Raw genomic sequence first — 25,328 nt, 5'->3', positions numbered from 1 at the left:
CGCGATGCGACACGGCGCCTGATAAGTTCTGGGATGAAAATGGACTTGAACTGCGCGAACATCAAATTATCATTCATCGCATTATTCATAACGATACGTTTGCCATGCTGAACGCGACCTGGCTCGAGACCTTCCGCATCCTGTGCCGGACCGGCAGCGCGACCCGCGCCGCGCGGGCGCTGAACATGACGCAGCCCGGCGTCTCGCAGCACCTGCGCAAGCTGGAAGGTCAGGTCGGGGCCGAGCTGGTCCTGCGACAGGGCAAGGGGTTCGTCCCGACCGAGGCGGGCCGCGCCCTGCGCGACCTTGCCGAGGCCCGCCACGACGAGGAACGCGCCCTGCGCGACAGGCTGCGCGGCGACGACCCCGACCGGGGCGGCATGGCGATCGGCTGTTCGGGCAGCTTCGCGCTGATGCTGGGACCGCGCCTGATCGCCCATGCGGCCCCCCGCCCCGACCTGTCCGTCACGCTCGAGGCCGCCCCGCAGCGCAGCATCGTCGAGGGCGTGCTGTCCGCGCGCTTCGATCTGGGGGTGCTGCATGCCGATCCGGCCCATCCCCGGATCGAGGCGCAGCCCATCGGCCAGGAGGAGCTGTGCCTGATCCTGCCGCGCGACGCGTCGATCCCGGGGGGCATCGACGATCTGCAGGAACGCGGGCTTGTCGGGCATCCGGATGCCGCGATGCTGGCGGACCTGCTGCTGGGGCCGAACTTCGCCGATCATCCGGGCGGCGACAGGCTGCGCCAGCGGATGCATGTGAACCAGATCGGCCAGATTCCCCTGCCGGTGGCGCAGGGGATCGGCTGGACCATCCTGCCCCGCAGCGGCATCGACGGCAGCTCCAGCCGCGACCGGCTGGCGATCTGTCCCCTGCCCGTCCCCGTGCACCAGCCGCTATGGCTGATCGGGCTGGCGGGGCGTCAGCGGCCCAGTCGTCTGGCGGTGGCGGAAGGGATCATCCGCGACACCGCCGCGCTGCTGGATCAGACCGTGTCCAGATACAGCTCGACCGTCTCCTCGTCCGACAGCTCGGACATGTAGAACAGTTCCTGCCGCTTGGTCATGAGATAGTTGTCGATCAGGTGCTGCGGGAAGATGCGCCGCATCTCGGGGCATTCGGCAAAGGCCTCGATCGCGGAACCCCAATCGGTCGGAAGCTGCTCGAGGTTCTTGTCATAGGCGTTGCCGGTAAAGGGCGCGGGCGCCTCCAGCCGGTCTTCCAGGCCGTTCAACGCCGCCCCCAGGATCGCCGCGATGGTCAGATAGGGGTTCACGTCGCCCCCCGCCACGCGATGCTCGATCCGGCGGGCCTTCGGCCCCGAGGACGGGATGCGGATCGCCGCGGTCCGGTTCTCGTAGGCCCAGCCGATGCCGGTGGGCGCGTGCGCGTTCGGCACCAGGCGGTCATAGCTGTTCTCGTGCGGGGCGAACAGCAGCGTCGATCCGGGCATGGCGCGCAGGCAGCCCGCGACGGCGTGGCGCAGCTGGTCGGTGCCACGCTCGGTCCCGTCGTCGAAGATGTTGCGCCCGTCCTTGTCCAGGACCGAGAAATGCATGTGCATCCCGTTGCCGGTGAACGCCTCGTAGGGCTTGGCCATGAAGCTGGCGGCAAAGCCGTAGCTGCGGGCGATCCCCTTGACCAGCATCTTGAACAGCCAGGTGTCGTCGGCGGCCTTCAGCGGATCGGCCTGGTGCATCAGGTTGATCTCGAACTGGCCCAGCCCGGCCTCGGAGATGGCGGTATCGGCGGGGATGTCCATCGATTCGCAGGCTTCGTAGAGCTGCGTGAAGAACTGGTCGAAGGCATCCAGCGCGCGCAGGCTCAGGACCTCGCCCCCCGTGCGGCGCTTGCCGGAACGGGGGCTGGGGGGCACGCGCAGCTGGCGGCCGCTGTCGTCGATCAGGAAGAATTCAAGCTCGGTCGCGACGACGGGCACAAGGCCCGCAGCCTCGTAGCGTTCGACCACGCGGGCAAGCGCCTGGCGGGGATCGCCCTCGTAGGCGCGCCCGTCGGGATGGAACATCCACAAGGGCAGCAGCGCGGTCGGCGCGTCCAGCCACGGCATCGGCAGGAAGCCGCGTTCCGTCGGCATCAGCAGCCCGTCGGGATCGCCGGATTCGAAGACCAGCGGGCTGTCCTCGACATCCTCGCCCCAGATGTCCAGGTTCAGCACCGAGAAGGGAAACTTGGTCCCCTCCTCCATCAGCTTGCCGGCATAACGCGCGGCGAGGCGCTTGCCGCGCGCCACCCCGTTCAGATCTGCAGCCGCGACGCGGATCGTCTTGACTTCGGGGTGTTCACGCAACCATTCCATGGATCATCTCACCAGCTGGGGCCTGTACCTGACGCGCCCGCCCTGCCCCGGAAGATGTCGGTTCAGGCGCTTGTTCACACTGCCGAAAAGCCAGATCAGCAGCAAGGTGGCGACGATGAAATACCCGGCCGCCACCGGATAGGCCACGAAGGGGTTGAAGGTGCGGTCCGCGAAATAATTCGCATAGTACAGCGCGTCGCCCCGTTGCTGGAATGCCGGGAAGCCCGAGAAGTAGACCAGCGTCGTGGCGTGAAACAGGAAGATCGCCTCGTTGGTGTAGGCGGGCCAGGCCAGGCGCAGCATGGTGGGCCAGGTGATGCGGCGGAACCGCGACCAGCCCGCAAGGCCGTAGGCGTCGGCAGCCTCGATATCGCCCTTGGGGACCGACATCAGCGCGCCGTGGAAGATCTGCGCGGAATAGGCCGAGGTATTCAGGATCAGCACGATCAGCGCGCCTGCCCAGGCCTTGGTCAGCCAGCTGGTCGCGACGGTGAACCCGAATATCTCGATCCCCGCGCGGGGCAGCATCACCAGCGCCTCGTAGGCCAGGAAGAACTGGATGAACAGCGGGCTGCCGCGGAAGACGAAGATGAAGCCGTCGGCCAGCTTGCGCAGCAGGGTGTTGCGACCGGCCCGCGCGACCGCCAGCCCCGTCGCGATGAAGAAGCCGACGAACAGCGCCAGCACCGCGAAATACAGGTTCCAGATCAGCCCCGAGCCGATCAGCACGACTTGCTGGCACAGGTCGAAATCCGATCGCGGCAGCAGGCGTTCGCCCATGCCGATGGATCGCAGGGCATAGTTCGAGAAGGTTTCGGCGCAGGTCATGCGGCCCCCTTGCGCAGGGCTTCGCCCGCAAGCGTCGCCTGACCCGACGACAGGCGGCGCGTCAGCCGCCCGATGATACGCTCGGACCCCCAGGTCATCAGAAGATAGAAGACCAGGATCGCGAGGAAGTAGTACAGCCGCCAGTCGGGATGCGGATAGGTGAAGGCGCTGGTCTTGGCACCGCCCAGTTCGCGCGCCCAGTAGACGATATCCTCGACCCCCAGCAGGAACAGCAGCGGCGTGGCCTTGATCAGGATCATCCACAGGTTCGACAGGCCGGGAATGGCATAGGTCCACATCTGCGGGATCAGGATGCGGCGGCTGACCTGGCGCTGCGTCAGCCCGTAGGCCTCGGCGGTTTCAAGCTGCGCGCGGGGGACGGCACGCATCGCGCCCGCCAGCACGTTCGCCGCGAAGGCGCCGAAGACCACCGCGAAGGCCATCACCGCCAGCGCGAAGCCATAGACCTCGTGCACCCATTGCGGATCGGTCGAGAGCGGCAGCTTGGCCGCGGCGCAGACGACGAAATCGTTGCCCTGCCGGATCGGCGCGTCGCTGTCGCACAGCGCCTTGTGGCGCAGCCATTCCAGACCCTGATCGACCGCGATCGGCACGAACAGAAAGAACAGGATGTCGGGCACGCCCCGCACCATCGAGGTATAGAGCCAGCCGAACCAGCGCAGCGGCGCGATCCGCGACCGCGAGGCCAGCGCGCCCCCGAAGCCGAAGGCCAGCGCCAGCGGCGCGGTGATCGCCAGCAGCAGCAGCACGGTGCCGAAGCTGGCATAGAACATCATGTGCTTGCCCGATGTGAGGTAACACATCAGCCAAGGCAGCCCCTCGAGCAGGGCGGGATCGGCGCATCGGGCAAGCATACCGGGTCTTCCTTCAGGCCGCCCGCGAAGGGGCGGCCATCGCTTGGATCATTCGTAGACGGTGGCGTCTTCGCCAAGCCACTTCTTGATCAGTTCGTTGATGGTGCCATCTTCCTTCAGCTCGGTGATGACGGCGTCCAGCTTCTCGCGCAGCTCGGCGTCGGACTGGCGCAGGCCGATGCCGATGCCGTTGCCCAGCGCCACGTCCTCGCCCACGAAGACCAGCGCGCCCGAGGATTCCTCGACATGCGGGGTCAGGACGTCCTTGTCGGCCAGCACCGCGTCGGCCTCGCCGTTGCGGACGGCGGCCAGCGTGTCGTCGAGCGTGGCGTATTCAAGCAGCGTCGCGCCGCTTTCGGACACGTGGCCCGCCTGGATGGTGCCCGCCTGCGCGGCGACGATGGCGGTCGCGGGGTCGATATCGTCCGTCAGCGCCACATAGGCCGAGGCGATCGGCGGGATGTAGTTCTGCGTGAACGAGATCACCTCCTCGCGCTCTTCGGTGATGCTCATGCCGGCCATGATGGTGTCGTAGTTGCCCGACACCAGGTTCGGGATGATCGAATCCCAGTCGTTGGTGACCCAGGTGCAGTCCAGCTCGGCGCGCTCGCAGACGATATCGCCCAGCTCGCGCTCGAAGCCGTCGACCTCGCCGGAATCGTTGATGAAGTTGTACGGAGGATAGGCGCCCTCGGTGCCCATGCGCAGCGTCTCGGCCGAGGCCGCGCCAGCACCCATCGCAAGGATCGCGGCGGTCAGTACGATCTTCTTCATTCGTCTTTCTCCCGTTGGTTTTATTCGTTCAGCCGGCCATCGTCGCGGACAGGAACTGCCGCAGGCGGTCGGTCTTGGGGGCCCCGAACAGCTGTTCGGGCGGGCCTTCCTCGCAGATGACGCCCTGGTGCAGGAACACGACATGGTCGCTGACATCCGCCGCAAGGCGCATGTCATGCGTCACAAGGATCATGGTGCGATGCTCGGCCGCAAGATCCTTGATGACCTTGACGACCTCCTGCTGCAATTCGGGGTCCAGCGCGCTGGTCGGTTCGTCGAACAGCAGCGCCTTGGGCTGCATGCACAGCGCACGCGCGATGGCGGCGCGCTGCTGCTGGCCGCCCGACAGCTGGGCGGGCCAGGCGTCGCACTTGTCGCCGATGCCGACCTTGGCCAGCAGGGCGCGGGCGCGGGTCTCGACCTCGGCGCGATCCTCGCCCAGGACGGTGACGGGGGCCTCCATGACGTTCTGCAGGATCGTCATGTGGGACCACAGGTTGAACTGCTGGAAGACCATCGACAGGTTGGTGCGCAGGCTGCGCACCTGCGCGCGGTCGGCCGGATGGCGACCGTGGCCCTGCCCCTTCCAGCGGACGGGCTGCCCCTCGAACAGGATCTCGCCCTCCTCGCTCTGCTCCAGCAGGTTGCAGCAGCGCAGAAGCGTGGACTTGCCGGACCCGGACGATCCGATCAGGCTGATGACATGGCCGCGCGGTGCGCGCATCGAGACGCCCTTCAGAACCTGAAGGTCGCCATAGGATTTGCGAAGCCCCCGGATCTCGATGACCGGGGCGGCGGCGTCTGCTGTCATGTCGTTCCTGTCGTTCATCCGCGAATAGGGCGGGAATTGCGCCGGTTTTGCAACCGGGCATGTCGGGCAACCTGCCGATATTGGCAGATTGCCGCAGCGTCAGCCGGTCTTACTGCGCGATCTCGATGCTGTACTTCTCGATCACGGTATTGGCCAGCAGACCTTCGCACATGCGCGCGACCTCGGCCTTCGCGGCCTCGGGATCGGTCGCATCCAGGTCAAGCTCGATCAGCTTGCCCTGGCGGACGCCGCCGACCCCCTTGTGGCCCAGGCCGCCCAGGGCGTGGCGGATCGCCTCGCCCTGCGGGTCCAGAACGCCGTCCTTCAGCATGATGGTGACAAGAGCTTTCATGGCGGCCTCTCAGTTGATCGCGGTCGGTTTCAGGCTGGTCGTGTTGGCGGGCATCAGGCCCAGCCGGCGGGCGACCTCGGTATAGGCGTCCGTCAGATCGCCCAGGTCGCGGCGGAACACGTCCTTGTCCAGCTTCTGGCCGGTCTTGACGTCCCACAGCCGGCAGCTGTCGGGGCTGATCTCGTCGGCGACGATCAGGCGCATGAAGTCGTTGTCCCAGACGCGGCCGATCTCGATCTTGAAGTCGATCAGCTTGATGCCCGCGCCGTAGAAGACGCCCGACAGGAAGTCGTTCACGCGCAGCGCCAGGCTGACGATGTCGTCCAGATCCTGCTGCGTGGCCCAGCCGAAGGCGATGATATATTCCTCGGACACCATCGGATCGCCCAGCTCGTCGTTCTTGAAGCTGTATTCCACGATGGGACGGGGCAGCATCGTGCCCTCTTCCAGGCCCAGCCGCTTGGCCAGCGAGCCTGCCGCGAAATTGCGCACGATCACTTCCAGCGGCACGATCTCGACCTGGCGGATCAGCTGCTCGCGCATGTTGATGCGGCGGATGAAGTGGTTCGGCACGCCGATATTCGTCAGGCCCTGCATGAAGAACTCGGACAGGCGGTTGTTCAGCACGCCCTTGCCTTCGATGGTGGCCTTCTTCTGCGCGTTGAAGGCGGTCGCATCGTCCTTGAAGTACTGGACCAGCGTGCCCGGCTCAGTGCCTTCGTACAGGATCTTCGCTTTGCCTTCGTATATCTTCTTGCGCCGCGGTGCCATGGCCCGACCGTCCTTTCGCATGTCCCCGATGCCGCGCCTTATCGCGAAACACCCCCCACACGCAATACGAGGCTTGCCTGCACGGGGTCCGCATGCCCATATCTGTGTGATAAGACAGCAGGAGGGTCCGATGACCACATTCGACGATCGCGAACGCGCTTATGAATCCAAGTTCGCCCATGACGCCGAGCTGCGCTTCAAGGCCGAGGCCCGCCGCAACCGCCTGCTGGGCGAATGGGCGGCGGAACTGCTGGGCAAGACCGGCGACGATGCCCGCGCCTATGCCATGAGCGTGGTGACATCGGACTTCGAGGAACCGGGCGAGGAGGACGTGTTCCGCAAGGTGGCGGCCGACCTGGACGGCAAGGCCGATGCCGACACCATCCGCGCCAAGATGACCGAGCTGACCGCCGAGGCCCGCCGGCAGGTCGCCGACGAGGCCTGAGCGTTCAGGCCGGGGCGGCTGCCGCCTCGGCCCTCGGATAGAGGCGGATCATCGTGACCGCCCGCGCGGCGTTCAGCGCCATGAGCGCCGCCCACAGCCCATGATTGCCCATCACCGGCGGCAGCAGCAGCACCCCCAGCACGAAAACCGCGACCGACTGGATCATCGCCACGCGCATCTCTCGTGTCAGGGTCGCGCCGATGAAGATGCCGTCCAGCATCCACGCCCCCGCCCCCAGCAGCGGCGCGATGCCGATCCAGGGCAGGTAATGCCGCGCCTCGGCCCGGACGCCCGGTGCCGTGGTCAGCAGGTCGATGATCGGCCCGCCCGCCGCCATGAAGAACAGGCCCAGCACGACCGCGCCGCCAATCCCCCATTTCGATGTCAGCACCGATGCCCGACGCACCCTGTCGGGGCGCCCCGCGCCCACGGCCTGCCCGACCAGGCTTTCGGCCGCGAAGGCGAAGCCGTCCAGCGCGAAGGCCGTCAGCGTCACGAATTGCAGCAGGACCTGGTTCGCGGCCAGCGTCACGTCGCCCTGCCCCGCCCCCAGGAACAGGAAGCTGGTCATGCAGCCCTGCAGCAGCACCGAGCGTATCATGATGTCGCCATTGACGCGCGCGAAGCGTTCCAGCTTGGCCCGCGCCAGCAGCGTGGCCCCGCTGCGTGCGGCGGCGATGGCCCGCGCGATGACCGGACGCGCCAGCCACAGCCCGACGCCCAGCCCCGCGAATTCCGCCACCAGCGTCGCCCAGGCCACGCCCGCGACCCCAAGGCCCAGCCCCAGCACGAACCACAGGTCCAGCGCCACGTTCAGCCCGTTCTGCAGCAGTTGCAGCCCCAGCACCGCGCGCGTGCGTTCGACCGCGATCAGCCAGCCGGTCAGGGCATAGAGCCCGATCGTCGCGGGTGCGCCCCAGATGCGGATGGCAAGATAGTCGCGCGCGAGGCTCTCGACCTCGGGGCTGGCGGGGGCCAGCCGGAAGGCCGCCCAGAAGATCGGTGCCTGCAACGCGACGAAGGCCAGCCCCGCCGCGAAGGCGATGACCAGCGCGCGCAGCAGATGCGCGCCGACCTCGGGGGTGTCGCCCGCGCCATGCGCCTGCGCCACCAGCCCCGACGTGCCCATCCGCAGGAACCCGAAGATCCAGTAGATCGAGGCCAGGATCACCGCGCCGATCCCCACCGCGCCGATGGGTTCGGGCGCGCCCAGCTGACCGACCACGCCCGTATCGACCAGCCCCAGGATCGGCACCGTCAGGTTCGACAGCACGATGGGCACGGCGATATGCAGGACCCGGTTTCGGGTCAGCTCGGCCCCGCTCATTGCTGGGGCATCAGGAAATGCCCCGTCGCCTGCGCCATCAGCCGCGAGCGGTTGTCCTGCCAGGTCTCGACATGGACGCTGGCATAGCGGCGGCCCGACCGGATGATCCGCGCCCGCGCATAGGCGTCGCGCGGCAGCCCCGACCGCAGGTAGTCGACGGTGAAGTCGATCGTCTTGGGCAGGCGCGGCACGCTGCCCGGCACCTCGGCGGTGGGGGCGATGCGGCCTGCCTCCATGTCCTCCCACATGGCGGTCCAGGCCAGTTCCATGATGGCGGTCATTTCAAGGAAGGCCGCCGTCACGCCGCCATGGATCGCGGGCAGGCGCGGATTGCCGATCAGCTTCTCGTCGAAGGGCAGGGTTGCCGTCAGCTCGTCGCCGCGGCGGTCGAACTGCACGCCCAGCCACTGCATGTAGGGCACGCCCGCGACAAGCGCCTTCAGCGCCGAATCGCGGCGGGACTTGATCTGGTGAAGCGGTTCGTTGCGATCGCCCATGGCTTACCTCTCGATCGTGAAGGCGCCGGTCGCGGTCGCCACGGGGTTTCCGCCGTCCTCGTCCAGCGCGACGGCGCGCAGGAAGGCCACGCTGCGGGTCATGTGATAGCATTCGGCACGCGCGGTGATGCGCTGGCGCGGCGTGGCCGACCGCATGTAGTCGATGCGCAGGTCCAGCGTCGCGGTGGATCGCGGCTGGCTGGGATGGCACATGACCGCCGCACCCGAACAGGTATCCATCAGCGCCGAGATGACGCCCCCGTGGATCACGCCCGTATGCGGATCGCCGACCAGATGCTCGGCCCAGGGCATCGAGATGACGGCACGGCCCGCGCCGATCTCGTCCACGCGCATCTGCAGCGCCTTTGCATGTGGCAGTTGCTCGATGAAGGCCTGGGCAAGCTCGGCCCTCTGGGCGGCATCGGGGGCCGGACGGTCCTCGGACATGGGTGCTCCTGTCGTTTTGGAATGAATATCCCTGCCCGTGCGCAAGGCTCAACCCCGTCGATTCGGTTGAGATGCGTTCGCCGATTGCCTAAGTTGACGCCAAGGGAAATTCCACAGGAGGCGCGGATGACCGGGGACGAACTCAGTTTCAAGGAAATGTGCGCACGATTCGACGTCACGCCGCGCACGCTGCGGTACTACGAATATATCGAGCTGCTGCAGCCCCGCAAGGAAGGGCGCGCTCGCTACTATGGCCCGCGCGAGGTGGCGCGGATGACGCTGATCCTGCGTGGCCGCCGCTTCGGCTTCAGCCTGGAGGATATCCGCCAGTGGCTGCTGATCTATGACAAGCAGGGATCGCGCGAACAGTACCAGACCTGGGTCGAGATGGCCGAACGGCAGCTGGGCGTGCTGGACGAACAGATCAGGGACCTTCAGGGCGCCCGCGACGAGCTGGAGGAGCTGCGTCGCGCCACCGCCGAGGAACTGAGCCGCATGGGCTGACGCGGCGGCAGGCGGATCGTGACGCGGCGTCTCGCTTACGTTCGCGTCAACCTGCTCATATGTTCAGCCCAAGGACGACAAGCCGGTGAAGGAGGAGAAGCCGCCAGATGTCCGACACGCTGATGACCATCCGAGAGATGTGCGACGCCTTCGAGGTGACGCCCCGCACGCTTCGCTTCTACGAGGCGCGCGAGCTGATCTTCCCGCAGCGGCGGGGGCAGCACCGTCTCTACGACCGCCGCGACAGGGCGCGCCTGACGTTGATCCTGCGCGGGAAGCGGTTCGGATTCAGCCTCGAACAGATACGGCAGCTTCTCGAGCTTTATGAACCCGGTGGCGTGAACCGCACCCAGATCGCCGCGACGATCGAGGTGGGACGCGACCGCCTGGCGGACATGGAGCGTCAATACGCCGAGCTGAGCATCGCCATCGACGATCTGCGCAGGCAGATCGCGGATGCCGAACGCCGGCTGGTCGCCGACACAGATGAACATCCCACGGGGTAACGCCATGCCGATCTATGAACCGCCCGTCCGCGACCTGCAATTCGTGCTGCATGACCTGCTGAAGCTGTCGCAATCCGACCTGCCCGGCCATTCCGATCTGGATCCCGAATTCACCGAGGCGATCCTGGATGCCGCGGGCAAGCTGTCCTCCGAGGTACTGGCGCCGCTGAACCGCGTCGGCGACGAACAGGGCTGCGTGCTGGAGAACGGCGTCGTCCGCACGCCCGAAGGCTTCGACAAGGCGTTCGAGGCGATGAAGGAAGGCGGCTGGACCGCGCTGGACTGCGACCCCGAATATGGCGGCCAGGGCATGCCCTACGTGCTGGGCACCGCGGTGGGCGAGCTGTTCGTCAGCGCCAACATGGCCTTCAACATGTACCAGGGCCTGACCCATGGCGCCTATTCGGCGATCCATGCCCATGGCACGGACGAACAGAAGCAGACCTATCTGCCCAAGATGGTCACCTGCGACTGGACCGGCACCATGAACCTGACGGAGCCGCATTGCGGCACCGACCTGGGCATGCTGCGCACCAAGGCCGAACCGCAGGACGACGGCAGCTATCTGATCACGGGCCAGAAGATCTTCATTTCCGCCGGCGATCACGACCTGGCCGAGAACGTCATCCACCTGGTGCTGGCCAAGGCCCCCGGCGGCGGCGAGGGTACCAAGGGCATCAGCCTGTTCATCGTGCCGAAATTCCTCGTGAACGAGGACGGATCGCTTGGCCAGGCCAACGGCGTTTCGGTCGGTTCGCTGGAAGAGAAGATGGGCATCCACGGCAACGCCACCTGCGTCATGAACTATGACGGCGCGAAGGGCTGGCTGCTGGGCGACCTGCACAAGGGCATGCGCGCCATGTTCACCATGATGAACGAGGCCCGACTGGGCGTCGGCCTGCAGGGCTATGCCTGCGCGGTGCCCGCCTATCAGAACGCGCTGGCCTATGCGAAGGACCGCCTGCAGGGCCGCGCCGTCACCGGTGCGAAGAACCCCGCCGGTCCGGCCGACCCGCTTATCGTGCATCCCGACATCCGCCGCAGCCTGATGGACCAGAAATCCTTCCTGGAAGGCGCGCGTGCGCTGGCCCTGTGGGGCGCGCACCTGATCGACCGCAGCCACATGGCGAATGATGCGGATGCCGAGGGCATGATCTCGCTCATGACGCCGGTCATCAAGGGCTTCATGACCGACAAGGGCCTGGAGACCACGATCCTTGCCCAGCAGGTCTTCGGCGGCCACGGCTATGTCGAGGAATGGGGCATGTCGCAATTCGTCCGCGATGCGCGCATCACCATGATCTACGAAGGTGCGAACGGCGTGCAGGCGCTGGACCTTGTCGGCCGCAAGCTGGCGCAGGACGGCGGCAAGCATGTCATGGCCTTCTTCGAGATGGTGAAATCCTTCTGCAAGGACCATTCCGAAGGCCCGCTGGCCGACGACTTCATCGCGCCGCTGAAGGCCGCGTCCAAGGATCTGCAGACCGCTGCCATGTTCTTCATGGAACGCGGGATGAAGAACCCCGACGACGCGCTGGCAGGCAGCTACGACTTCATGCACCTGTTCGGGCACGTGACCTTCGGCCTGGTCTGGGCGCAGATGGCCGTCGCCGCGCAGGCCGCGCTGGACGCGGGCACCGCCGACGAGGCGTTCTATCGCACCAAGCTGGCGACCGGGCGCTACTACATGAAGCGGCAGCTGCCCATGACCGCCACGCACCTGGCGCGCATCCAGTCGGGCGCCGACACCGTGATGGCGCTGGAGGCGGAAGCGTTCTGAGAACCCTGAAACCATGACGGACCGGGGGCCGGGCCCCCGGCACTCGGAGGGAAGATGACGGCAAGGCTCTGGTGCTTCGGCGAAAGCGGCAACGCCTACAAGGCGGCGCTGACATTGCAGCTGGCGGGACATGACTGGGAACCGGTCTATGTCGACTTCTTCAACGGCGAGGCGCGCGGCCCCGAATTCCGCGCGCTGAACCCGATGGGAGAGGTGCCCGTTTTCCGCGAGGGGGACCTGACGCTGACGCAATCGGCGGTGATCCAGATGCATGTCGCGGATCTGCACGGCAAGTTCTGGGGCACCGACCGCAACGAGACGCTGCGCTGGCTGATGTTCGACAACCACAAGGTCTCGGCCTCGGGCGGGCCGGCACGGTTCCAGCTGAACTTCATCCCGCAGAACAAGCGGCCCGTCGGCGCGGCCGAGTTCCTTCAGGGGCGCCTGCTGGCCGCGCTGAAGGTGCTGGACGCGCATCTGGCGGATCGCGACTGGGTCGCCCCCGGCGGGCCGACCATCGCCGATTTCGCGCTGTGCGGTTACCTCTATTATCCCGAGCCCTTCGGCTTCGATCGCGCCGAATGGAAGAATATCGACCGCTGGCTGGACGGCATCGCCGCCCTGCCCGGCTGGAAACACCCCTATGACCTGATGCCCGGCAATCCATCCGACCGGGCGACCGAGGAGGACATATGACCGACGCATTCATCTATGACGCCGCCCGCACGCCGCGCGGCAAGGGCCGCCCCGATGGCAGCCTGCACGAGGTCACGTCGCTGGCGCTGTCCGCGCGCCTGCTGAACGCGGTCAAGGAACGCAACAACCTGGAAGGTCACGCGGTCGAGGACGTGATCTGGGGCAATGTCACCCAGGTCAAGGAACAGGGCGGCTGCCTTGCGCGCAGCGCGGTGCTGGCATCCGACCTGGACGAGCGCATCCCGGGCCTGTCGATCAACCGCTTCTGCGCATCGGGGATGGAGGCCGTGAACCTGGCCGCCAACCAGATCAAGGGCGGCGCGGGCAGCGCCTATATCGCCGGCGGGGTCGAGATGATGGGCCGCGTCGCGATGGGCAGCGACGGGGCGGCCATCGCGGTCGATCCCAGCCTTGCGATGAAGTCCTATTTCGTGCCGCAGGGCATCAGCGCCGACATCATCGCGACCGAATACGGCTTCGACCGCGACCAGGCCGACGCCCTGGCACTGGAAAGCCAGCGCCGCGCCGCGCAGGCATGGCAGGAAGGCCGCTTCGACAAGTCCATCGTCCCGGTCATCGACCAGAACGGTCTGACGATCCTTGACCGCGACGAATACATGCGCCCCGGCACGACGATCGACGATCTGGCCAAGCTGAAGCCCGCCTTCAAGGAGATGGGCGAGATGATGCCCGGCTTCGACAAGGTGGCGATGCTGAAATACCCGCACCTGTCCGCCATCGACCACATCCACCACGCCGGCAACAGCAGCGGCATCGTGGACGGCGCCGCCGCCGTGCTGATCGGGAACGAGGAATTCGGCAAGGCCCACGGCCTGAAGCCCCGCGCCCGCATCCGCGCGACCGCCAAGATCGGCACCGATCCCACGATCATGCTGACCGGCCCCGTCCCCGTGACCGAGAAGATCCTGCGCGACAGCGGCATGTCCATCGGCGATATCGACCTCTTCGAGGTGAACGAGGCCTTCGCCTCGGTCGTGCTGCGCTTCATGCAGGCCTTCCAGGTCGATCCGGCCAAGGTGAACGTCAATGGCGGCGCGATCGCGATGGGTCACCCCCTTGGCGCGACGGGCGCGATCATCATCGGCACCCTGCTGGACGAGCTGGAGCGTCAGGACAAGAACGTGGGTCTGGCGACCCTGTGCATCGCGTCCGGCATGGGCGCGGCCACCATCATCGAACGCGTGTGAGGGATCAGACCATGACCGATTTCACGATGGAGAAAGGCGCCGACGGCGCCGCGATCATCACCTGGGACGTTCAGGGCAAATCCATGAACGTGCTGTCGATGGAGGGCGCCAACACCCTCAGCGACCTGATCGACGACGCGCTGGCCGACGATGCCGTCAAGGGCATCGTCATCACCAGCGGCAAGAAGGATTTCGCCGCCGGGATGGATCTGAACGTCATCGCTGGCATGCGAGAGGCCGGTGGCGCGCAGGGCGTGTTCGACGGCGTGATGGGCCTGCACCACCTCCTGCGCAAGATTGAACTCGCGGGCATGGACCGCAAGACCAAGAAGGGCGGCAAGCCCATCGCCGCGGCCTTGCCGGGCACCGCGCTTGGCATCGGTCTTGAACTGCCGCTGGCGACGCATCGCATCTTTGTTGCCGACAATGCCAAGGCCAAGATCGGCCTGCCGGAAATCATGGTCGGCATCTTCCCCGGCGCGGGCGGCACCACCCGCCTTGCCCGCAAGCTGGGCGCGATGGCCGCGGCCCCCTTCCTGCTGGAAGGCAAGCTGTCGGACCCGAAGAAGGCCAAGGCTGCCGGCCTGATCGACGAGGTCTCCGAGGATCCGCTGACCGCCGCCCGCGAATGGGTGCTGGCCGCGTCCGATGCCGATATCGTCAAGCCCTGGGACGCCAAGGGCTACAAGATGCCGGGGGGCGAGCCTTTCCACCCCGCGGGCTTCATGACCTTCGTCGGCGCGTCCGCGATGATCCATGGCAAGACGATGGGCGTCTATCCGGCGGCCAAGGCGCTGCTGTCGGCGGTCTATGAAGGCGCGATGGTGCCCTTCGACCAGGCGCTCAAGATCGAGGCCCGCTGGTTCACCAACGTGCTGATGAACCCGTCGAGCAGCGCGATGATCCGCAGCCTGTTCATCAACAAGGAAGCCTTGGAAAAAGGCGCGAACCGCCCCGAGGCCCCCGATCAGACCGTCCGCAAGGTCGGTATCCTGGGCGCGGGCATGATGGGCGCGGGCATCGCCTATGTCAGCGCGATGGCGGGTATCGAGGTCGTGCTGATCGACGCGGCGCAGGCCAGCGCCGACAAGGGCAAGGCCTATTCCGAAGGGCTGCTGGACAAGGCCATCAGCCGCAAGAAATCGACCGAGGAGAAGAAGGCCGAGGTGCTGGGCCGCATTACCGCCACCACCGATTACGACGCGCTGAAGGGCTGCGACCTGATCGTGGAGGCCGTGTTCGAGGATCCGTCCGTCAAGGCCGAGGTGACCAAGAAGGCCGAGGCCGTGATCCCGCAGGATGCGATCTTCGCGACCAACACCTCGACCCTGCCGATCAGCGATCTGGCCCGCGCCAGCAGCCGCCCCGAGCAGTTCATCGGCATCCACTTCTTCAGCCCGGTGGACAAGATGCTGCTGGTCGAGATCATCAAGGGCCGCGAGACCGGTCCCCGCGCCGTCGCCAAGGCGCTGGATTTCGTCCGCCAGATCCGCAAGACGCCCATCGTGGTCAATGATGAACGGTTTTTCTATGCCAACCGCTGCATCATCCCCTATATCAACGAAGGCATCCGCATGGTCGGCGAGGGCGTGAACCCGACCCTGATCGAGAATGCCGCCAAGATGATGGGGATGCCCCTCGGGCCGCTGCAGCTGGTCGACGAGACCAGCATCGACCTGGGCGTCAAGATCGCCAAAGCCACGCGCGCGGCGATGGGCGACGCCTATCCCGACGGGGCCGTCGACGAGGTGATCTTTGCCATGGCCGATGCGGGCCGCATGGGCCGCAAGGCGAATGCGGGCTTCTACGACTATGACGAGAAGGGCAAGCGCCAGGGCCTGTGGGGGGAACTGGATGCCCGCTATCCGCAGGCGGACGATCAGCCGGAACTGACAGAGGTGCAGCACCGCCTGATGTTCGCCCAGACGCTGGAGGCCGTGCGCGCGCTGGAATCGGGCGTGCTGGAGGATATCCGCGAAGGCGATGTCGGCGCGATCCTGGGCTGGGGCTTCGCGCCCTGGTCGGGCGGCCCCTTCGGCTGGCTGGACATGCTGGGCGCCGCCCGCGCGGTGGAAATCTGCGACGGCCTGACCGAACGCCACGGCGCCCGCTTCGCGGCCCCCGCCCTGCTGCGCGAGATGGCCGAGAAGGGCGACAGCTTCTATGGTCGCTTCGGGGCGAAGTCCCAGGCCGCCTGACGTGTCATGATTGCAAGGGGGCGATCAATTCGCCCCCTTGTCACGTTGCGAAACCCGATATCCCCGATATGCTGCGATGCGAAAGGCGCGACATCGTCGTCCGCGCCGCAGAACAGGGAAATTTGTGATGAGTGACGAGATTCGCCGCCGCGCCGAGGCCCTGCGCGAAGATATCGAGACGGTCGCCGCGACGGCCCTTCCCGAACCCGCCCCCGCAGAGACCGCGCTGGACGCCACCGACCCCGCGACCGAGGCGCAGATCCGCAAGCGCATGGACGAGATCGACCTGGGCGACAGCGGCTCGATCCTGCGTTTCGGCACGCGCGCGCAAGGCGATCTGCAGCAGATCAGCCAGCAGATGCTGTCCGATGTCAAAAGCAAGGATGCAGGCCCCGCCGGCGACAGCCTGCGCGAGGTGGTGACCACCATCCGCGGCTTCTCGACCCAGGAGCTGGACGTGCGCCGCACCCGCAGCTGGTGGGAGAAGCTGCTGGGCCGCGCCGCGCCCTTCGCCAAGTTCGTCGCCAGCTACGAGAAGGTGCAGACCCAGATCGACCGCATCACGGCCGAACTGGAAAGCCACGAGCAGACGCTGCTGAAGGACGTCAAGTCGCTCGACCTGCTCTATGACCGCACGCTGAACTTCTACGACGAACTCGCGCTCTATATCGCGGCGGGCGATGCGAAGCTGCGCGAACTGGACCAGCAGGTCATCCCCGCCAAGGTCGAGGAGGTCGCCGCCCGCCCCGAGGGCGAGCAGGTGATGGAGGCGCAGGAGCTGCGCGACCTGCGCACGCTGCGCGACGACCTGGAACGCCGCGTCCACGACCTGCGGCTGACGCGACAGGTGACGATGCAGTCGCTGCCCTCGATCCGGCTGGTGCAGGAGAACGACAAGTCGCTGATCACCAAGATCAACTCGACCCTGGTGAACACGGTGCCGCTGTGGGAAACCCAGCTGGCGCAGGCCGTCACCATCCAGCGCAGCGCCGAGGCCGCGCGCGCCGTCCGCGAGGCGGGCGACCTGACGAACGAGCTGCTGACCCGCAATGCCGACAACCTGCGCAGCGCCAACGCCCAGATCCGCACCGAGACCGAGCGCGGCGTCTTCGACATCGAGGCCGTCAAGTCGGCCAATGCCCAGCTGATCGCGACGATCGAGGACAGCCTGCGTATCGCCGACGAAGGCCGCACGCGCCGTCGCGCCGCCGAAGAGGAACTGACCCGGATGGAGGGCGAGCTGCGCGACACGCTGTCGGCCGCACGCGCTCGTCCGGCCCCGGGCAAGGCGGTCTGACCATGACGCAATTGCTGGCCCGGCTGCGTCCGGGCGTTCTGGCGGCACTTGTCGGCGGGATGGTTCTGGCGGCCTGCGACCGGGGCGCCGACCCCGCCCTGTCGCCGCGGCCCCTGCCCACCCCCGAAGGGCTGGGCGAGGCCCGCCCCGATCCCGGCCCCAGCCAGGCCGAGCTGCGCAAGGCCCGTGCCGAACGCAACCGTCAGACCAACGCCCAGAGCGCGGCCTCGACGGGGTCGGATGTCAGCGACGCGCAGCGGCAATACTATGCCTCGGTCGAGGCGCGTCTGCTGACGCGCGGCCGCCTGCGGCGCGATCGCGTGCCGCTGGACGCGCCCATCGACGCCGAGACGCTGGCCCGGAACTTCATGGCCATCGCGCTGCAGGACGAATACAGCCCCACCGCCGACGGCATCGTGGCGAAGGCCCGCAGCGCGCCGCTGCGGCGCTGGTCGCAGCCGGTCCGCATCCAGCCCGATTTCGGCACCAGCAAGGATACGGGCGACCGCGCCCTGTGGCGGTCCGAACTGGCGCAGATGGCCGGCACGCTGTCGAACGCGACGGGCCATCCCGTGTCGCTGACCGGGAGCGGCGGCAATTTCGTCGTGCTGGTCATGACCGAGGACGAGCGCCGCCAGGCATCCTCGCGCATTGCCGAGCTGGTGCCCGGCATCCCCGCCCGCGACATCGACGTGCTGACCGGCCTGCCCGCCGCGATCAGCTGCACGGTCTTCGCCTACAGCCGGGGCGGTGCCTCGGATTACGTCCATGCCGTCGCGGTGATCCGGGCCGAGCTGCCGCCTTTGCTGCGGACCTCCTGCATCCACGAGGAACTGGCGCAGGGCATGGGCCTGTCGAATGACAGCCCCGCCGCGCGGCCCTCGGTCTTCAACGACGACGAGGAATTCGCCCTGCTGACCCGGCACGACGAATTGCTGCTGAAGATCCTCTACGATCCCCGCCTGCGCCCCGGCATGACCGAGGCCGAGGCCGGTCCCATCGTCCGCCGCATCGCGGCCGAGCTTCTGGCCCGCGAAGCTTGATCCCGTGCCGCCCGCGTCCCATACATGGGGCGCGGGACAGCCTGAACGGGGGAAAGCCATGTCCATCTTCGACATTCTGGGCGGCGAATTCATCGAGATCATCGAATGGGTCGATGACGGTCGCGACACGATGGTCTCGCGCTTCGACACGGTCGGACGCGCGATCAAGTACGGCGCGAAGCTGACCGTCCGCGAAGGACAGGCCGCCGTCTTCGTCCACGAGGGACAGCTGGCCGACGTCTTCGGGCCGGGCCTGTACCTGCTGGAAACGAACAATCTGCCGGTGCTGACGCGGCTTCAGCACTGGGATCACGGCTTCCGCAGCCCCTTCAAGTCCGAGGTGTATTTCGTCGACAAGACGCGCTTCACCGACCTGAAATGGGGCACGCGCAACCCGATCATCGCGCGCGATCCCGAATTCGGCCCGGTACGCCTGCGCGCCTATGGCACCTATTCGATGCGGGTGACGGACCCCGCCCGCTTCATGTCCGAGATCGTCGGCACCGATGGCGACTTCACCCGCGACGAGATCGCCTTCCAGATCCGCAACGTGATCGTGCAGGAATTCTCGCGCGCCATTGCCTCCTCGGGGATCCCGGTTCTGGACATGGCCGCAAATACCGATCAGCTGGCGCGGCTTGTCGCCAAGGCCATCGCCCCGGTGATCGACAGCTATGGCATCGCCCTGCCCGAGTTCTGGATCGAGAATGTCAGCCTGCCCGCCGAGGTCGAGGCCATGCTGGACAAGCGCACCTCGATGGGGATCGTGGGCGATCTGGACCGCTTCGGCCAATATGCCGCGTCCGAGGCGATGCTGTCCGCCGCGCAGAACCAGGGCGGCGCGGGCGCGGGCTTCGGCGCGGCGATGGGTGCCGCGATGGGCGCGACCATGCGCGGCCCCTGGGGCGCCGTTCCGCAGCAGGCGGCGCAGCAACCCGCCCCCCAACCCGCGCGGTCCACGCCCCCGCCCCTGCCCGGCAAGCCGGTCGAGACTGTGTGGCACATCGCCATCGGCGGCCAGGCGCAGGGGCCCTTCGGTCGCGGCCATCTGGGTCGCCTGATCGCGGATGGCAGCTTTGCCCGCGACACGCTGGTCTGGACCCCCGGCCAGGACGGCTGGCTGCCCGCCGAAGAGATCGACGAGCTGGCGCAGCTGTTCACCATGATGCCGCCGCCCCTGCCCAACGCCTGAAGATGACGGATCAGACGCAGGAACACCGCTTTCCCTGCAGCCGCTGCGGGGCCAGCCTGCGCTTTCGCCCGGGCCAGCGGGAAATGGTCTGCGACTGGTGCGGCCATGTGCAGCCCATCGGTCCGGGCGATGCACGCGCGCCGGGCCGCCAGCCGGATGCCGGTCCTGCCGACCCCGCCCTGCAATGGGATGCCGCCCACAAGACCCCCGAACTGGCCGAGATCCCGCTGGAGCACGGCCTGCATCTGGATCGCGACGGCGGCGACATCGTCCACGAGGTCCGCACCCTGTCCTGTCCCAATTGCGGGGCGCGGGTCGATCTGGACGACACGCATCACGCAAGCGCCTGCCCCTTCTGCGCCACGCCCGTCGTCACCGATACGGGCGCCACGCGGCGGATCAAGCCGCAGGCCGTGCTGCCCTTTCGCCTGACCGAGGCCGAGGCCCGCAAGGCCATGTCGGACTGGCTGGGCGGGCTGTGGTTCGCGCCGTCCGGGCTGGTCGCCTATGCCCGCAAGGACAAGCACCTGACCGGGGTCTATTCGCCGTTCTGGACCTTCGATGCCGACAGCCGCTCGCGCTATTCCGGGCAGCGGGGGGATGTCTATTACGAAACCCATTGGGTGACCGAGACGGTGAACGGCAAGTCGCGCCGCGTCGCCCGGCGCGTCGCCAAGGTCCGCTGGCGGCCGGCGCGGGGGCGCGTGGCCCGAAGCTTCAACGACGTTCTGGTGCCTGCCTCGACCGCGTTGCCGCAGCGCTTCACCGGTGCGATGGCGCCTTGGGACCTGTCCCATCTTGCGGTCTATCGCCCCGATTTCCTGGCCGGGTTCGAGGCCGAGGGCTATACCGTCGCCCTTGCGGACGGGCATGGCGCAGCCCGCGCGCAGATGGCCCGCGTGATCGAGGGCGACGTGCGGCGCGACATCGGCGGCGACCGGCAGCGCATCGACAGCATCGCCAGCGAATTCGACGCCGAGACGTTCAAGCACATCCTGCTGCCGATCTGGACCGCCGCATACCGCTATAACGGGCGCAGCTTCCGCTTCGTCGTGAACGGCCAGTCCGGCCGCGTCATGGGCGAACGTCCGTGGTCCGCATGGAAAATCGCCGGTGCGGCGGTCGCGGCGCTGGTAGCGCTAGCGATTATCCTGTATTTCACGCGCTGAGAACCACGCCAATGGAGGGGACCCATGATCCTGTGTGCCGGTGAATCGCTGATCGACATGGTGCCGCAGGACGGCAGCTTCCGCCCGCTGGCAGGCGGGGCGGTGTTCAACACGGCCATCGCGCTCGGGCGTCTGGGCGTCGATGCGGGCTATCTCTGGCCGATCAGCCGCGACCCCTTCGGCGAACAGATCCTGCGCCCCCTGGCCGAGGCCGGTGTGAACACCGATCTGTGCCCGCGCACCGACCGGCTGACCACGCTGGCGCTGGTGACGCTGGAAAACGGCGATGCGCGCTATTCCTTCTATGACGAGGGATCGGCGGGGCGCATGATGACGCGCGACGACATCGCCCCCCTGCCGGACGAGGTCACGACCCTGTTCGCGGGCGGCATCAGCCTGGTGCCCGATCCCTGCGGCGCGACGGTGGAATCGCTGATCGCGGATCACCACGGCGACCGCGTGGTGATGATCGACCCCAACATCCGCCCCTTCTTCATCACCCAGCCCGACGCCTTCCGCGCCCGCCTGGACCGCATCCTGCCCATGGCCGACATCGTCAAGCTGTCGGCGGACGACCTGGAATGGCTGCATCCCGACCTGACCCCCGAGGATGCCGCCCGCAAGGTGCTGGCATCCGGCCCGCGCATGGTCCTGCTGACGGGCGGCGAGACCGGCGCACGCGCCTTCTGGGCGGGCGAAACCGTCAATGCCCCCGCCGTCCGCACGACGGTCGCCGACACGATCGGCGCGGGTGACACCTTCAATGCGGGCTTCATGGCCAGCCTGTCCCAGCAGGGGCTGCTGTCCAAGGCGGCGCTGGCGGCGATCACGCCCGAACAGATCAAGGCGGCGCTGACGCTTGGGGCGCAGGCGGCCTCGGTCACCGTGTCGCGCGCGGGTGCGAACCCGCCCTGGGCGCACGAGATGCCCGCCTGAAGCGACTGCCAGATGCGACAAGGGGCCCCTACGGGCCCCTTTCTCATTCCTGGTCCGGCTGATCCAACGCCTCGAAACCGGCGCGCTGTCTTGCGGTCCAGCGCAGATGCAGGCGCAGGCCATCCTCGACCGCCTCTTCGCGTTCGACGACACCGGCCTCGTGCAGCCATGCGCGACGGCGACCGTCGGCAAAATCCAGCACGACCTGAGCCTCCTCGCGCGCCTCGTCCAGCGCCTGTTCCAGATGCGTCTCGATCGCGCCGATCAGCGCGTTCAGCCCCTCGCCCGACAGGGCGCTGACGGCCTGCACCCCTTCGGTCCGCGCATCGGTCCGCTGAAGGGCGGCGCGGGTCTCGGGGCCAAGCGCGTCGATCTTGTTCCAGACCTCGATCAGGGCCACGTCCTCGTCCACGCCCAGGCTTTCGAGGATGTCGGCAACGTCGCCGGCCTGTTCCTCGGTCTCGGGGTGGCTGATGTCGCGGACATGCAGGATCAGATCGGCCTCGAGCACCTCTTCCAGCGTGGCGCGGAACGCGGCGACCAGTTCGGTCGGCAAGTCGCTGATGAAGCCCACCGTGTCGGACAGGATGATCTTGCGGCCCGAATTGCCGCCCCCCGCATCGGGCAGGCGGATCGCGCGCATCGTGGGGTCCAGCGTGGCAAACAGCATGTCCTTGGCCATCACCTCGGCCCCGGTCAGGCGATTGAACAGCGTGGATTTCCCCGCGTTGGTATAACCCACCAGCGCGACGATCGGATAGGGCACCTTGGCGCGCGCCGCGCGATGCAGCGTGCGCGTCTTGACCACGCGTTCCAGCTGGCGGCGCAGGCGCGTCATCTGTTCGTCGATGGCGCGGCGGTCGGCCTCGATCTGGGTTTCCCCCGGACCGCCGACGAATCCCAGACCGCCCCGCTGCCGTTCGAGGTGCGTCCAGGCGCGGACCAGCCGCGTGCGCTGATAGGACAGCGCGGCCAGTTCCACCTGCAGCACGCCCTCGCGGGTGCGGGCACGGTCGGCAAAGATTTCCAGGATCAGCCCGGTCCGGTCCAGAAGCTTGACGCCCCAGTCCTTTTCCAGGTTGCGCTGCTGGACGGGGGTCACCGGACCGTCGATCAGCACCAGCTCGGCCTCGACGGCCTCCAGGCGCTCTCGGATCTCGGCAAGCTTGCCCTTGCCGAACAGCATTCCGGGGTTGGGGTCACGCAGCCGCGCCACTTCCTCGCCCACGATCTCAATGCCCGGCAGGGCATGGGCAAGCGCCACGGCCTCGGCCAGCGCATGCTCGGGCTGTCGCCGCTGCGTGCGCGAATTGCCCAGGTCGGGGTGGATTACATAGGCGCGGGTCGGCTTGGCTTCGGTAGAGGTCGGCTCGGCCAATCAGTCCTCGGATTCATACAGATTGATGGGCTGGCCCGGCATGATCGTGCTGATGGCATGCTTGTAGACCAGCTGCGACTGTCCGTCGCGACGAAGGAGGACGCAGAAATTGTCGAACCAGGTGATCACGCCCTGCAGCTTGACGCCGTTAATCAGGAAAATCGTGACAGGCACCTTCGCCTTGCGGACATGATTGAGAAATGCGTCCTGAAGGTTCTGTTTTTCACCGGCCATTATCTGTCGTCCGTTTGTCACTGTCCCGATCGGTTCAACACTTAGGCCGTAGCGCCACCCCATGCAAGCACGCCGGGCAAGAACCATCATATTATCGACATGTTGCGACCCTGCGGCCTCAGCGGCGCCAGAATTCCGGCGACAGCAGGGCCAGCAGGGCCAGCGTCTCGATCCGTCCCATGATCATCGCGATGGCAAGCACCCCCTTGGTGAAGTCGGGCAGGCCCGACCACCCCTCCCACGGGGCCGAGGCGATGCCCGCCGTCCCCTCGAATGCGGGCGTCAGGGGGATCGCGCCTGCCAGCGGGCCGGTATTCGTCAGGGCGGCGATGGACAGGATCGTCGCGGTCTCGAACTCGATCTGGTGGATCGAAACCAGCGACACGACCACCGCGATCGAGGTGGCGAACAGCATGAAGAAGATGAAGGCGAGATAGGCCCCCTCGCGGCGCAGGCGCCTTGCGATGCGCCCCCCGCCCGAGACCGAGCTGGGGTGGATGATGCGCTCCATCTCGCGCTCTCCGTGGCGGGCAAGGGCATAGACGCGCAGCAGCTTGACCCCGCCCGCGGTCGTGGCGACGCCCCCGCCCATCATCGCCAGCCCCGCAAGGATCAGACCCGGCGCGGTCAGCCCCGACCAGGACCGCGCGCCCTGCCAGCTGACCGAGTTCCAGCCCGTCGTCGTCAGGTAGCTGAGCGCGTTGAACATCCCCCCCCACAGCGCCGACAGCCCCGATGCGATGCGCTGCAGCGGGTCGGGGCGCTGGTCGCCCAGGTCGATCGCGCCCAGGAAGTGGCGCAGGAACAGCACCGCCGTCACCAGCGCGACCAGCCCGAACGCCATGCGCAGTTCGGGATCGTCGCGCAGCTTGTCGGTGGCGCGCAGCTCGGCCCCGCCCGGCCAGAAGCGCCGCGACAGCGCGGGCACGAGGAAGACGAAGACCAGCATCTCTCCGGCGACGCCCGACACCTCGCCCGGCGGGCCGACCACGGGCGAGATCCCCGAGGTGGACAGCGTTCCCATCGCCCGCGTCAGCGCGAGGAAGGAGGGATCGCCCAGCAGCAGCAGCCCCACCCACAGGACCAGCGTCAGCACCAGGTAGATCGGCCCCACCTCGGCCCCGGCGCGCAGCAGGCGCAGGGCGGGATCGGCCAGCGGGCTGTCATAGACCGGGTCCGACAGATGCGGCTGCACCGTGCGGGGGTCCGAGGATTTCGGCAGCCTCTCGCGGTATTCCTCGCGGCCAGACGGGCTTGCCATGATCTCGAACCCGCCGACGCGCAGGGGCGCCAGGATGGCGACGGCGGCGACCAAGATGAAGAACCCGCCCATCCAGCCGACCATCGCGCGCCACAGATGCAGCGGTTCGGGCAGCAGGTCCGCCGAATAGAGCGAAGCCCCCGTCGTCGTCAGCGAGGACACCATTTCCCACCACGCGTTGACATAGCCGGTATCGGGCAGGCTCTCGGCGAAGGGAAAGGCCATCAGCACGGGCAGCAGGCCGAAGACCCCCAGCATGGTCAGCAGCGTCTCGCGGGATTTCTGCGGACGCGGGTTGGCATGGGTCGCAAGGCCGATCAGCCCGCCGACGATCAGGATCAGCAGCGCGGCATAAAGGAAGGTCCGCGCGATGGCGTCGTGATCCGTCACCGAGGCATAGGAGGCCGGGATCAGCATCATCAGCGCCACCCCCGCGCTGAGCAGGATCAGAAGCGGCAGCCGGGACAGGGTGCGCAGCATCG

26 protein-coding genes are annotated in these 25,328 nt (G+C 67.4%); 13 read left to right on the top strand and 13 right to left on the bottom strand.

All coding sequences use genetic code 11. The features are described from left to right. Window positions 1–104 precede the first annotated feature (104 nt). Window positions 105–1,043 (top strand): LysR family transcriptional regulator, encoded by a 939-nt coding sequence (locus tag QMZ16_RS05895; RefSeq protein ID WP_282602498.1) that lies wholly within the window; start codon window positions 105–107, stop codon window positions 1,041–1,043. Here QMZ16_RS05895 and QMZ16_RS05890 read toward each other — a convergent pair. From QMZ16_RS05890 to purC, 7 genes are all read right to left on the bottom strand, one after another. Then, on the bottom strand, window positions 986–2,317 hold the full coding sequence (locus QMZ16_RS05890) for a glutamine synthetase family protein (protein WP_022706581.1): 1,332 nt from the start codon (window positions 2,315–2,317) through the stop codon (window positions 986–988). The genes QMZ16_RS05895 and QMZ16_RS05890 overlap by 58 nt on opposite strands. Window positions 2,318–2,320: 3 nt before the next feature. Beyond that, window positions 2,321–3,145 carry an ABC transporter permease subunit gene (locus tag QMZ16_RS05885; RefSeq protein ID WP_022706582.1) on the bottom strand — a complete coding sequence of 275 codons (825 nt, stop codon included), beginning with the start codon at window positions 3,143–3,145 and terminating at the stop codon, window positions 2,321–2,323. Next, window positions 3,142–4,020, bottom strand: coding sequence for an ABC transporter permease subunit (locus QMZ16_RS05880; RefSeq protein WP_282602497.1), 879 nt, complete (start codon window positions 4,018–4,020; stop codon window positions 3,142–3,144). The genes QMZ16_RS05885 and QMZ16_RS05880 overlap by 4 nt, the downstream gene beginning before the upstream one ends. A 48-nt stretch (window positions 4,021–4,068) precedes the next feature. Next, the gene (locus QMZ16_RS05875; RefSeq protein ID WP_282602496.1) at window positions 4,069–4,794 is read right to left on the bottom strand and encodes a transporter substrate-binding domain-containing protein; all 726 of its coding nucleotides are present in this window, start codon (window positions 4,792–4,794) and stop codon (window positions 4,069–4,071) included. A gap of 28 nt (window positions 4,795–4,822) precedes the next feature. Further along, the gene (locus tag QMZ16_RS05870) at window positions 4,823–5,605 is read right to left on the bottom strand and encodes an amino acid ABC transporter ATP-binding protein (RefSeq protein WP_282602495.1); all 783 of its coding nucleotides are present in this window, start codon (window positions 5,603–5,605) and stop codon (window positions 4,823–4,825) included. Between the two features lie 109 nt (window positions 5,606–5,714). Continuing rightward, complete coding sequence (gene purS, locus QMZ16_RS05865; protein ID WP_282602494.1) at window positions 5,715–5,957, bottom strand: phosphoribosylformylglycinamidine synthase subunit PurS; 243 nt, start codon at window positions 5,955–5,957, stop codon at window positions 5,715–5,717. A 9-nt stretch (window positions 5,958–5,966) separates the two neighbouring features. After that, entirely contained in the window at window positions 5,967–6,728 is a 762-nt protein-coding gene (gene purC, locus QMZ16_RS05860; protein WP_022706587.1) for a phosphoribosylaminoimidazolesuccinocarboxamide synthase, read from the bottom strand. 130 nt (window positions 6,729–6,858) lie between these two features. Here purC and QMZ16_RS05855 point away from each other — a divergent pair, with 130 nt between their 5' ends. Beyond that, window positions 6,859–7,173: a DUF1476 domain-containing protein gene (locus tag QMZ16_RS05855; protein WP_282602493.1), complete on the top strand. Its 315-nt coding sequence runs from the start codon at window positions 6,859–6,861 to the stop codon at window positions 7,171–7,173. A gap of 4 nt (window positions 7,174–7,177) precedes the next feature. On the opposite strand, the gene QMZ16_RS05850 is transcribed toward QMZ16_RS05855, so the two are convergent. The 3 genes from QMZ16_RS05850 to QMZ16_RS05840 are packed head-to-tail and all read right to left on the bottom strand — an operon-like array spanning window position 7,178 to window position 9,444. Continuing rightward, window positions 7,178–8,500: an MATE family efflux transporter gene (locus QMZ16_RS05850; RefSeq protein ID WP_282602492.1), complete on the bottom strand. Its 1,323-nt coding sequence runs from the start codon at window positions 8,498–8,500 to the stop codon at window positions 7,178–7,180. Beyond that, window positions 8,497–8,997 (bottom strand): PaaI family thioesterase, encoded by a 501-nt coding sequence (locus tag QMZ16_RS05845; protein WP_282602491.1) that lies wholly within the window; start codon window positions 8,995–8,997, stop codon window positions 8,497–8,499. Before QMZ16_RS05845 ends, QMZ16_RS05850 begins: the two co-directional genes overlap by 4 nt. 3 nt (window positions 8,998–9,000) lie before the next feature. Beyond that, on the bottom strand, window positions 9,001–9,444 hold the full coding sequence (locus QMZ16_RS05840) for a PaaI family thioesterase (protein WP_022706591.1): 444 nt from the start codon (window positions 9,442–9,444) through the stop codon (window positions 9,001–9,003). A 126-nt stretch (window positions 9,445–9,570) separates the two neighbouring features. On the opposite strand from QMZ16_RS05840, the gene QMZ16_RS05835 reads away from it, so the two are divergent. The 11 genes from QMZ16_RS05835 (at window position 9,571) to QMZ16_RS05785 (ending at window position 21,973) form a co-directional block, all read left to right on the top strand. Beyond that, window positions 9,571–9,948: a MerR family DNA-binding transcriptional regulator gene (locus QMZ16_RS05835; protein ID WP_022706592.1), complete on the top strand. Its 378-nt coding sequence runs from the start codon at window positions 9,571–9,573 to the stop codon at window positions 9,946–9,948. A 107-nt stretch (window positions 9,949–10,055) separates the two neighbouring features. Further along, window positions 10,056–10,454 (top strand): MerR family DNA-binding transcriptional regulator, encoded by a 399-nt coding sequence (locus tag QMZ16_RS05830; RefSeq protein WP_022706593.1) that lies wholly within the window; start codon window positions 10,056–10,058, stop codon window positions 10,452–10,454. Window positions 10,455–10,458: 4 nt separating this feature from the next. Beyond that, window positions 10,459–12,234, top strand: a complete 1,776-nt coding sequence (locus QMZ16_RS05825; RefSeq protein ID WP_282602490.1) for an acyl-CoA dehydrogenase C-terminal domain-containing protein — start codon at window positions 10,459–10,461, stop codon at window positions 12,232–12,234. 54 nt (window positions 12,235–12,288) lie between these two features. Beyond that, window positions 12,289–12,930 (top strand): glutathione S-transferase, encoded by a 642-nt coding sequence (locus tag QMZ16_RS05820; RefSeq protein WP_028725620.1) that lies wholly within the window; start codon window positions 12,289–12,291, stop codon window positions 12,928–12,930. Then, complete coding sequence (locus tag QMZ16_RS05815; protein WP_282602489.1) at window positions 12,927–14,138, top strand: acetyl-CoA C-acetyltransferase; 1,212 nt, start codon at window positions 12,927–12,929, stop codon at window positions 14,136–14,138. Before QMZ16_RS05820 ends, QMZ16_RS05815 begins: the two co-directional genes overlap by 4 nt. An 11-nt stretch (window positions 14,139–14,149) precedes the next feature. Beyond that, on the top strand, window positions 14,150–16,336 hold the full coding sequence (locus QMZ16_RS05810) for a 3-hydroxyacyl-CoA dehydrogenase NAD-binding domain-containing protein (RefSeq protein ID WP_282602488.1): 2,187 nt from the start codon (window positions 14,150–14,152) through the stop codon (window positions 16,334–16,336). A gap of 127 nt (window positions 16,337–16,463) precedes the next feature. Next, complete coding sequence (locus tag QMZ16_RS05805; protein WP_022706598.1) at window positions 16,464–17,633, top strand: toxic anion resistance protein; 1,170 nt, start codon at window positions 16,464–16,466, stop codon at window positions 17,631–17,633. Between the two features lie 2 nt (window positions 17,634–17,635). Next, entirely contained in the window at window positions 17,636–18,676 is a 1,041-nt protein-coding gene (locus QMZ16_RS05800; RefSeq protein WP_282602487.1) for a DUF2927 domain-containing protein, read from the top strand. 58 nt (window positions 18,677–18,734) lie between these two features. Beyond that, the gene (locus tag QMZ16_RS05795) at window positions 18,735–19,868 is read left to right on the top strand and encodes an SPFH domain-containing protein (protein ID WP_282602486.1); all 1,134 of its coding nucleotides are present in this window, start codon (window positions 18,735–18,737) and stop codon (window positions 19,866–19,868) included. 2 nt (window positions 19,869–19,870) lie between these two features. Next, a complete protein-coding gene (locus QMZ16_RS05790) occupies window positions 19,871–21,037 on the top strand; it encodes a zinc ribbon domain-containing protein (RefSeq protein WP_282602485.1) in 1,167 nt (388 codons plus the stop codon). Between the two features lie 24 nt (window positions 21,038–21,061). After that, on the top strand, window positions 21,062–21,973 hold the full coding sequence (locus QMZ16_RS05785; protein WP_022706602.1) for a carbohydrate kinase: 912 nt from the start codon (window positions 21,062–21,064) through the stop codon (window positions 21,971–21,973). Window positions 21,974–22,016: 43 nt separating this feature from the next. On the opposite strand, the gene hflX is transcribed toward QMZ16_RS05785, so the two are convergent. The 3 genes from hflX to QMZ16_RS05770 all read right to left on the bottom strand — a co-directional run bounded on the left by hflX (window position 22,017) and on the right by QMZ16_RS05770 (window position 25,326). Beyond that, a complete protein-coding gene (hflX, locus tag QMZ16_RS05780; protein WP_282602484.1) occupies window positions 22,017–23,351 on the bottom strand; it encodes a GTPase HflX in 1,335 nt (444 codons plus the stop codon). Further along, window positions 23,352–23,585: an RNA chaperone Hfq gene (hfq, locus tag QMZ16_RS05775; protein ID WP_022706604.1), complete on the bottom strand. Its 234-nt coding sequence runs from the start codon at window positions 23,583–23,585 to the stop codon at window positions 23,352–23,354. It lies immediately after the preceding gene. A gap of 118 nt (window positions 23,586–23,703) precedes the next feature. Further along, window positions 23,704–25,326 (bottom strand): potassium transporter TrkG, encoded by a 1,623-nt coding sequence (locus tag QMZ16_RS05770; protein WP_022706605.1) that lies wholly within the window; start codon window positions 25,324–25,326, stop codon window positions 23,704–23,706. Between the last annotated feature and the right edge of the window lie 2 nt (window positions 25,327–25,328).

Source organism: Paracoccus sp. PARArs4, assembly GCF_947311865.1.
GTDB classification, from domain to species: Bacteria; Pseudomonadota; Alphaproteobacteria; order Rhodobacterales; family Rhodobacteraceae; genus Paracoccus; species Paracoccus zeaxanthinifaciens.
The sequence above is the reverse complement of the archived record's forward strand: the minus strand, read 5'-3'. Positions and strand labels throughout refer to the sequence as shown.

Excerpts from the sequence above, each read along its gene's own strand:
- QMZ16_RS05810 (WP_282602488.1), top strand. The coding sequence starts at position 14,150 with ATGACCGATTTCACGATGGAGAAAGGCGCCGACGGCGCCGCGATCATC.
- QMZ16_RS05800 (WP_282602487.1), top strand. The coding sequence starts at position 17,636 with ATGACGCAATTGCTGGCCCGGCTGCGTCCGGGCGTTCTGGCGGCACTT.
- QMZ16_RS05855 (WP_282602493.1), top strand. The coding sequence starts at position 6,859 with ATGACCACATTCGACGATCGCGAACGCGCTTATGAATCCAAGTTCGCC.
- QMZ16_RS05770 (WP_022706605.1), bottom strand. The coding sequence starts at position 25,326 with ATGCTGCGCACCCTGTCCCGGCTGCCGCTTCTGATCCTGCTCAGCGCG.
- QMZ16_RS05875 (WP_282602496.1), bottom strand. The coding sequence starts at position 4,794 with ATGAAGAAGATCGTACTGACCGCCGCGATCCTTGCGATGGGTGCTGGC.
- QMZ16_RS05840 (WP_022706591.1), bottom strand. The coding sequence starts at position 9,444 with ATGTCCGAGGACCGTCCGGCCCCCGATGCCGCCCAGAGGGCCGAGCTT.
- QMZ16_RS05825 (WP_282602490.1), top strand. The coding sequence starts at position 10,459 with ATGCCGATCTATGAACCGCCCGTCCGCGACCTGCAATTCGTGCTGCAT.
- QMZ16_RS05880 (WP_282602497.1), bottom strand. The coding sequence starts at position 4,020 with ATGCTTGCCCGATGCGCCGATCCCGCCCTGCTCGAGGGGCTGCCTTGG.
- QMZ16_RS05885 (WP_022706582.1), bottom strand. The coding sequence starts at position 3,145 with ATGACCTGCGCCGAAACCTTCTCGAACTATGCCCTGCGATCCATCGGC.
- QMZ16_RS05790 (WP_282602485.1), top strand. The coding sequence starts at position 19,871 with ATGACGGATCAGACGCAGGAACACCGCTTTCCCTGCAGCCGCTGCGGG.
- purC (WP_022706587.1), bottom strand. The coding sequence starts at position 6,728 with ATGGCACCGCGGCGCAAGAAGATATACGAAGGCAAAGCGAAGATCCTG.
- hfq (WP_022706604.1), bottom strand. The coding sequence starts at position 23,585 with ATGGCCGGTGAAAAACAGAACCTTCAGGACGCATTTCTCAATCATGTC.
- QMZ16_RS05795 (WP_282602486.1), top strand. The coding sequence starts at position 18,735 with ATGTCCATCTTCGACATTCTGGGCGGCGAATTCATCGAGATCATCGAA.
- QMZ16_RS05895 (WP_282602498.1), top strand. The coding sequence starts at position 105 with ATGCTGAACGCGACCTGGCTCGAGACCTTCCGCATCCTGTGCCGGACC.
- QMZ16_RS05850 (WP_282602492.1), bottom strand. The coding sequence starts at position 8,500 with ATGAGCGGGGCCGAGCTGACCCGAAACCGGGTCCTGCATATCGCCGTG.
- QMZ16_RS05870 (WP_282602495.1), bottom strand. The coding sequence starts at position 5,605 with ATGACAGCAGACGCCGCCGCCCCGGTCATCGAGATCCGGGGGCTTCGC.
- QMZ16_RS05785 (WP_022706602.1), top strand. The coding sequence starts at position 21,062 with ATGATCCTGTGTGCCGGTGAATCGCTGATCGACATGGTGCCGCAGGAC.
- QMZ16_RS05805 (WP_022706598.1), top strand. The coding sequence starts at position 16,464 with ATGAGTGACGAGATTCGCCGCCGCGCCGAGGCCCTGCGCGAAGATATC.
- QMZ16_RS05820 (WP_028725620.1), top strand. The coding sequence starts at position 12,289 with ATGACGGCAAGGCTCTGGTGCTTCGGCGAAAGCGGCAACGCCTACAAG.
- QMZ16_RS05835 (WP_022706592.1), top strand. The coding sequence starts at position 9,571 with ATGACCGGGGACGAACTCAGTTTCAAGGAAATGTGCGCACGATTCGAC.
- QMZ16_RS05890 (WP_022706581.1), bottom strand. The coding sequence starts at position 2,317 with ATGGAATGGTTGCGTGAACACCCCGAAGTCAAGACGATCCGCGTCGCG.
- QMZ16_RS05845 (WP_282602491.1), bottom strand. The coding sequence starts at position 8,997 with ATGGGCGATCGCAACGAACCGCTTCACCAGATCAAGTCCCGCCGCGAT.
- purS (WP_282602494.1), bottom strand. The coding sequence starts at position 5,957 with ATGAAAGCTCTTGTCACCATCATGCTGAAGGACGGCGTTCTGGACCCG.
- QMZ16_RS05830 (WP_022706593.1), top strand. The coding sequence starts at position 10,056 with ATGTCCGACACGCTGATGACCATCCGAGAGATGTGCGACGCCTTCGAG.
- QMZ16_RS05815 (WP_282602489.1), top strand. The coding sequence starts at position 12,927 with ATGACCGACGCATTCATCTATGACGCCGCCCGCACGCCGCGCGGCAAG.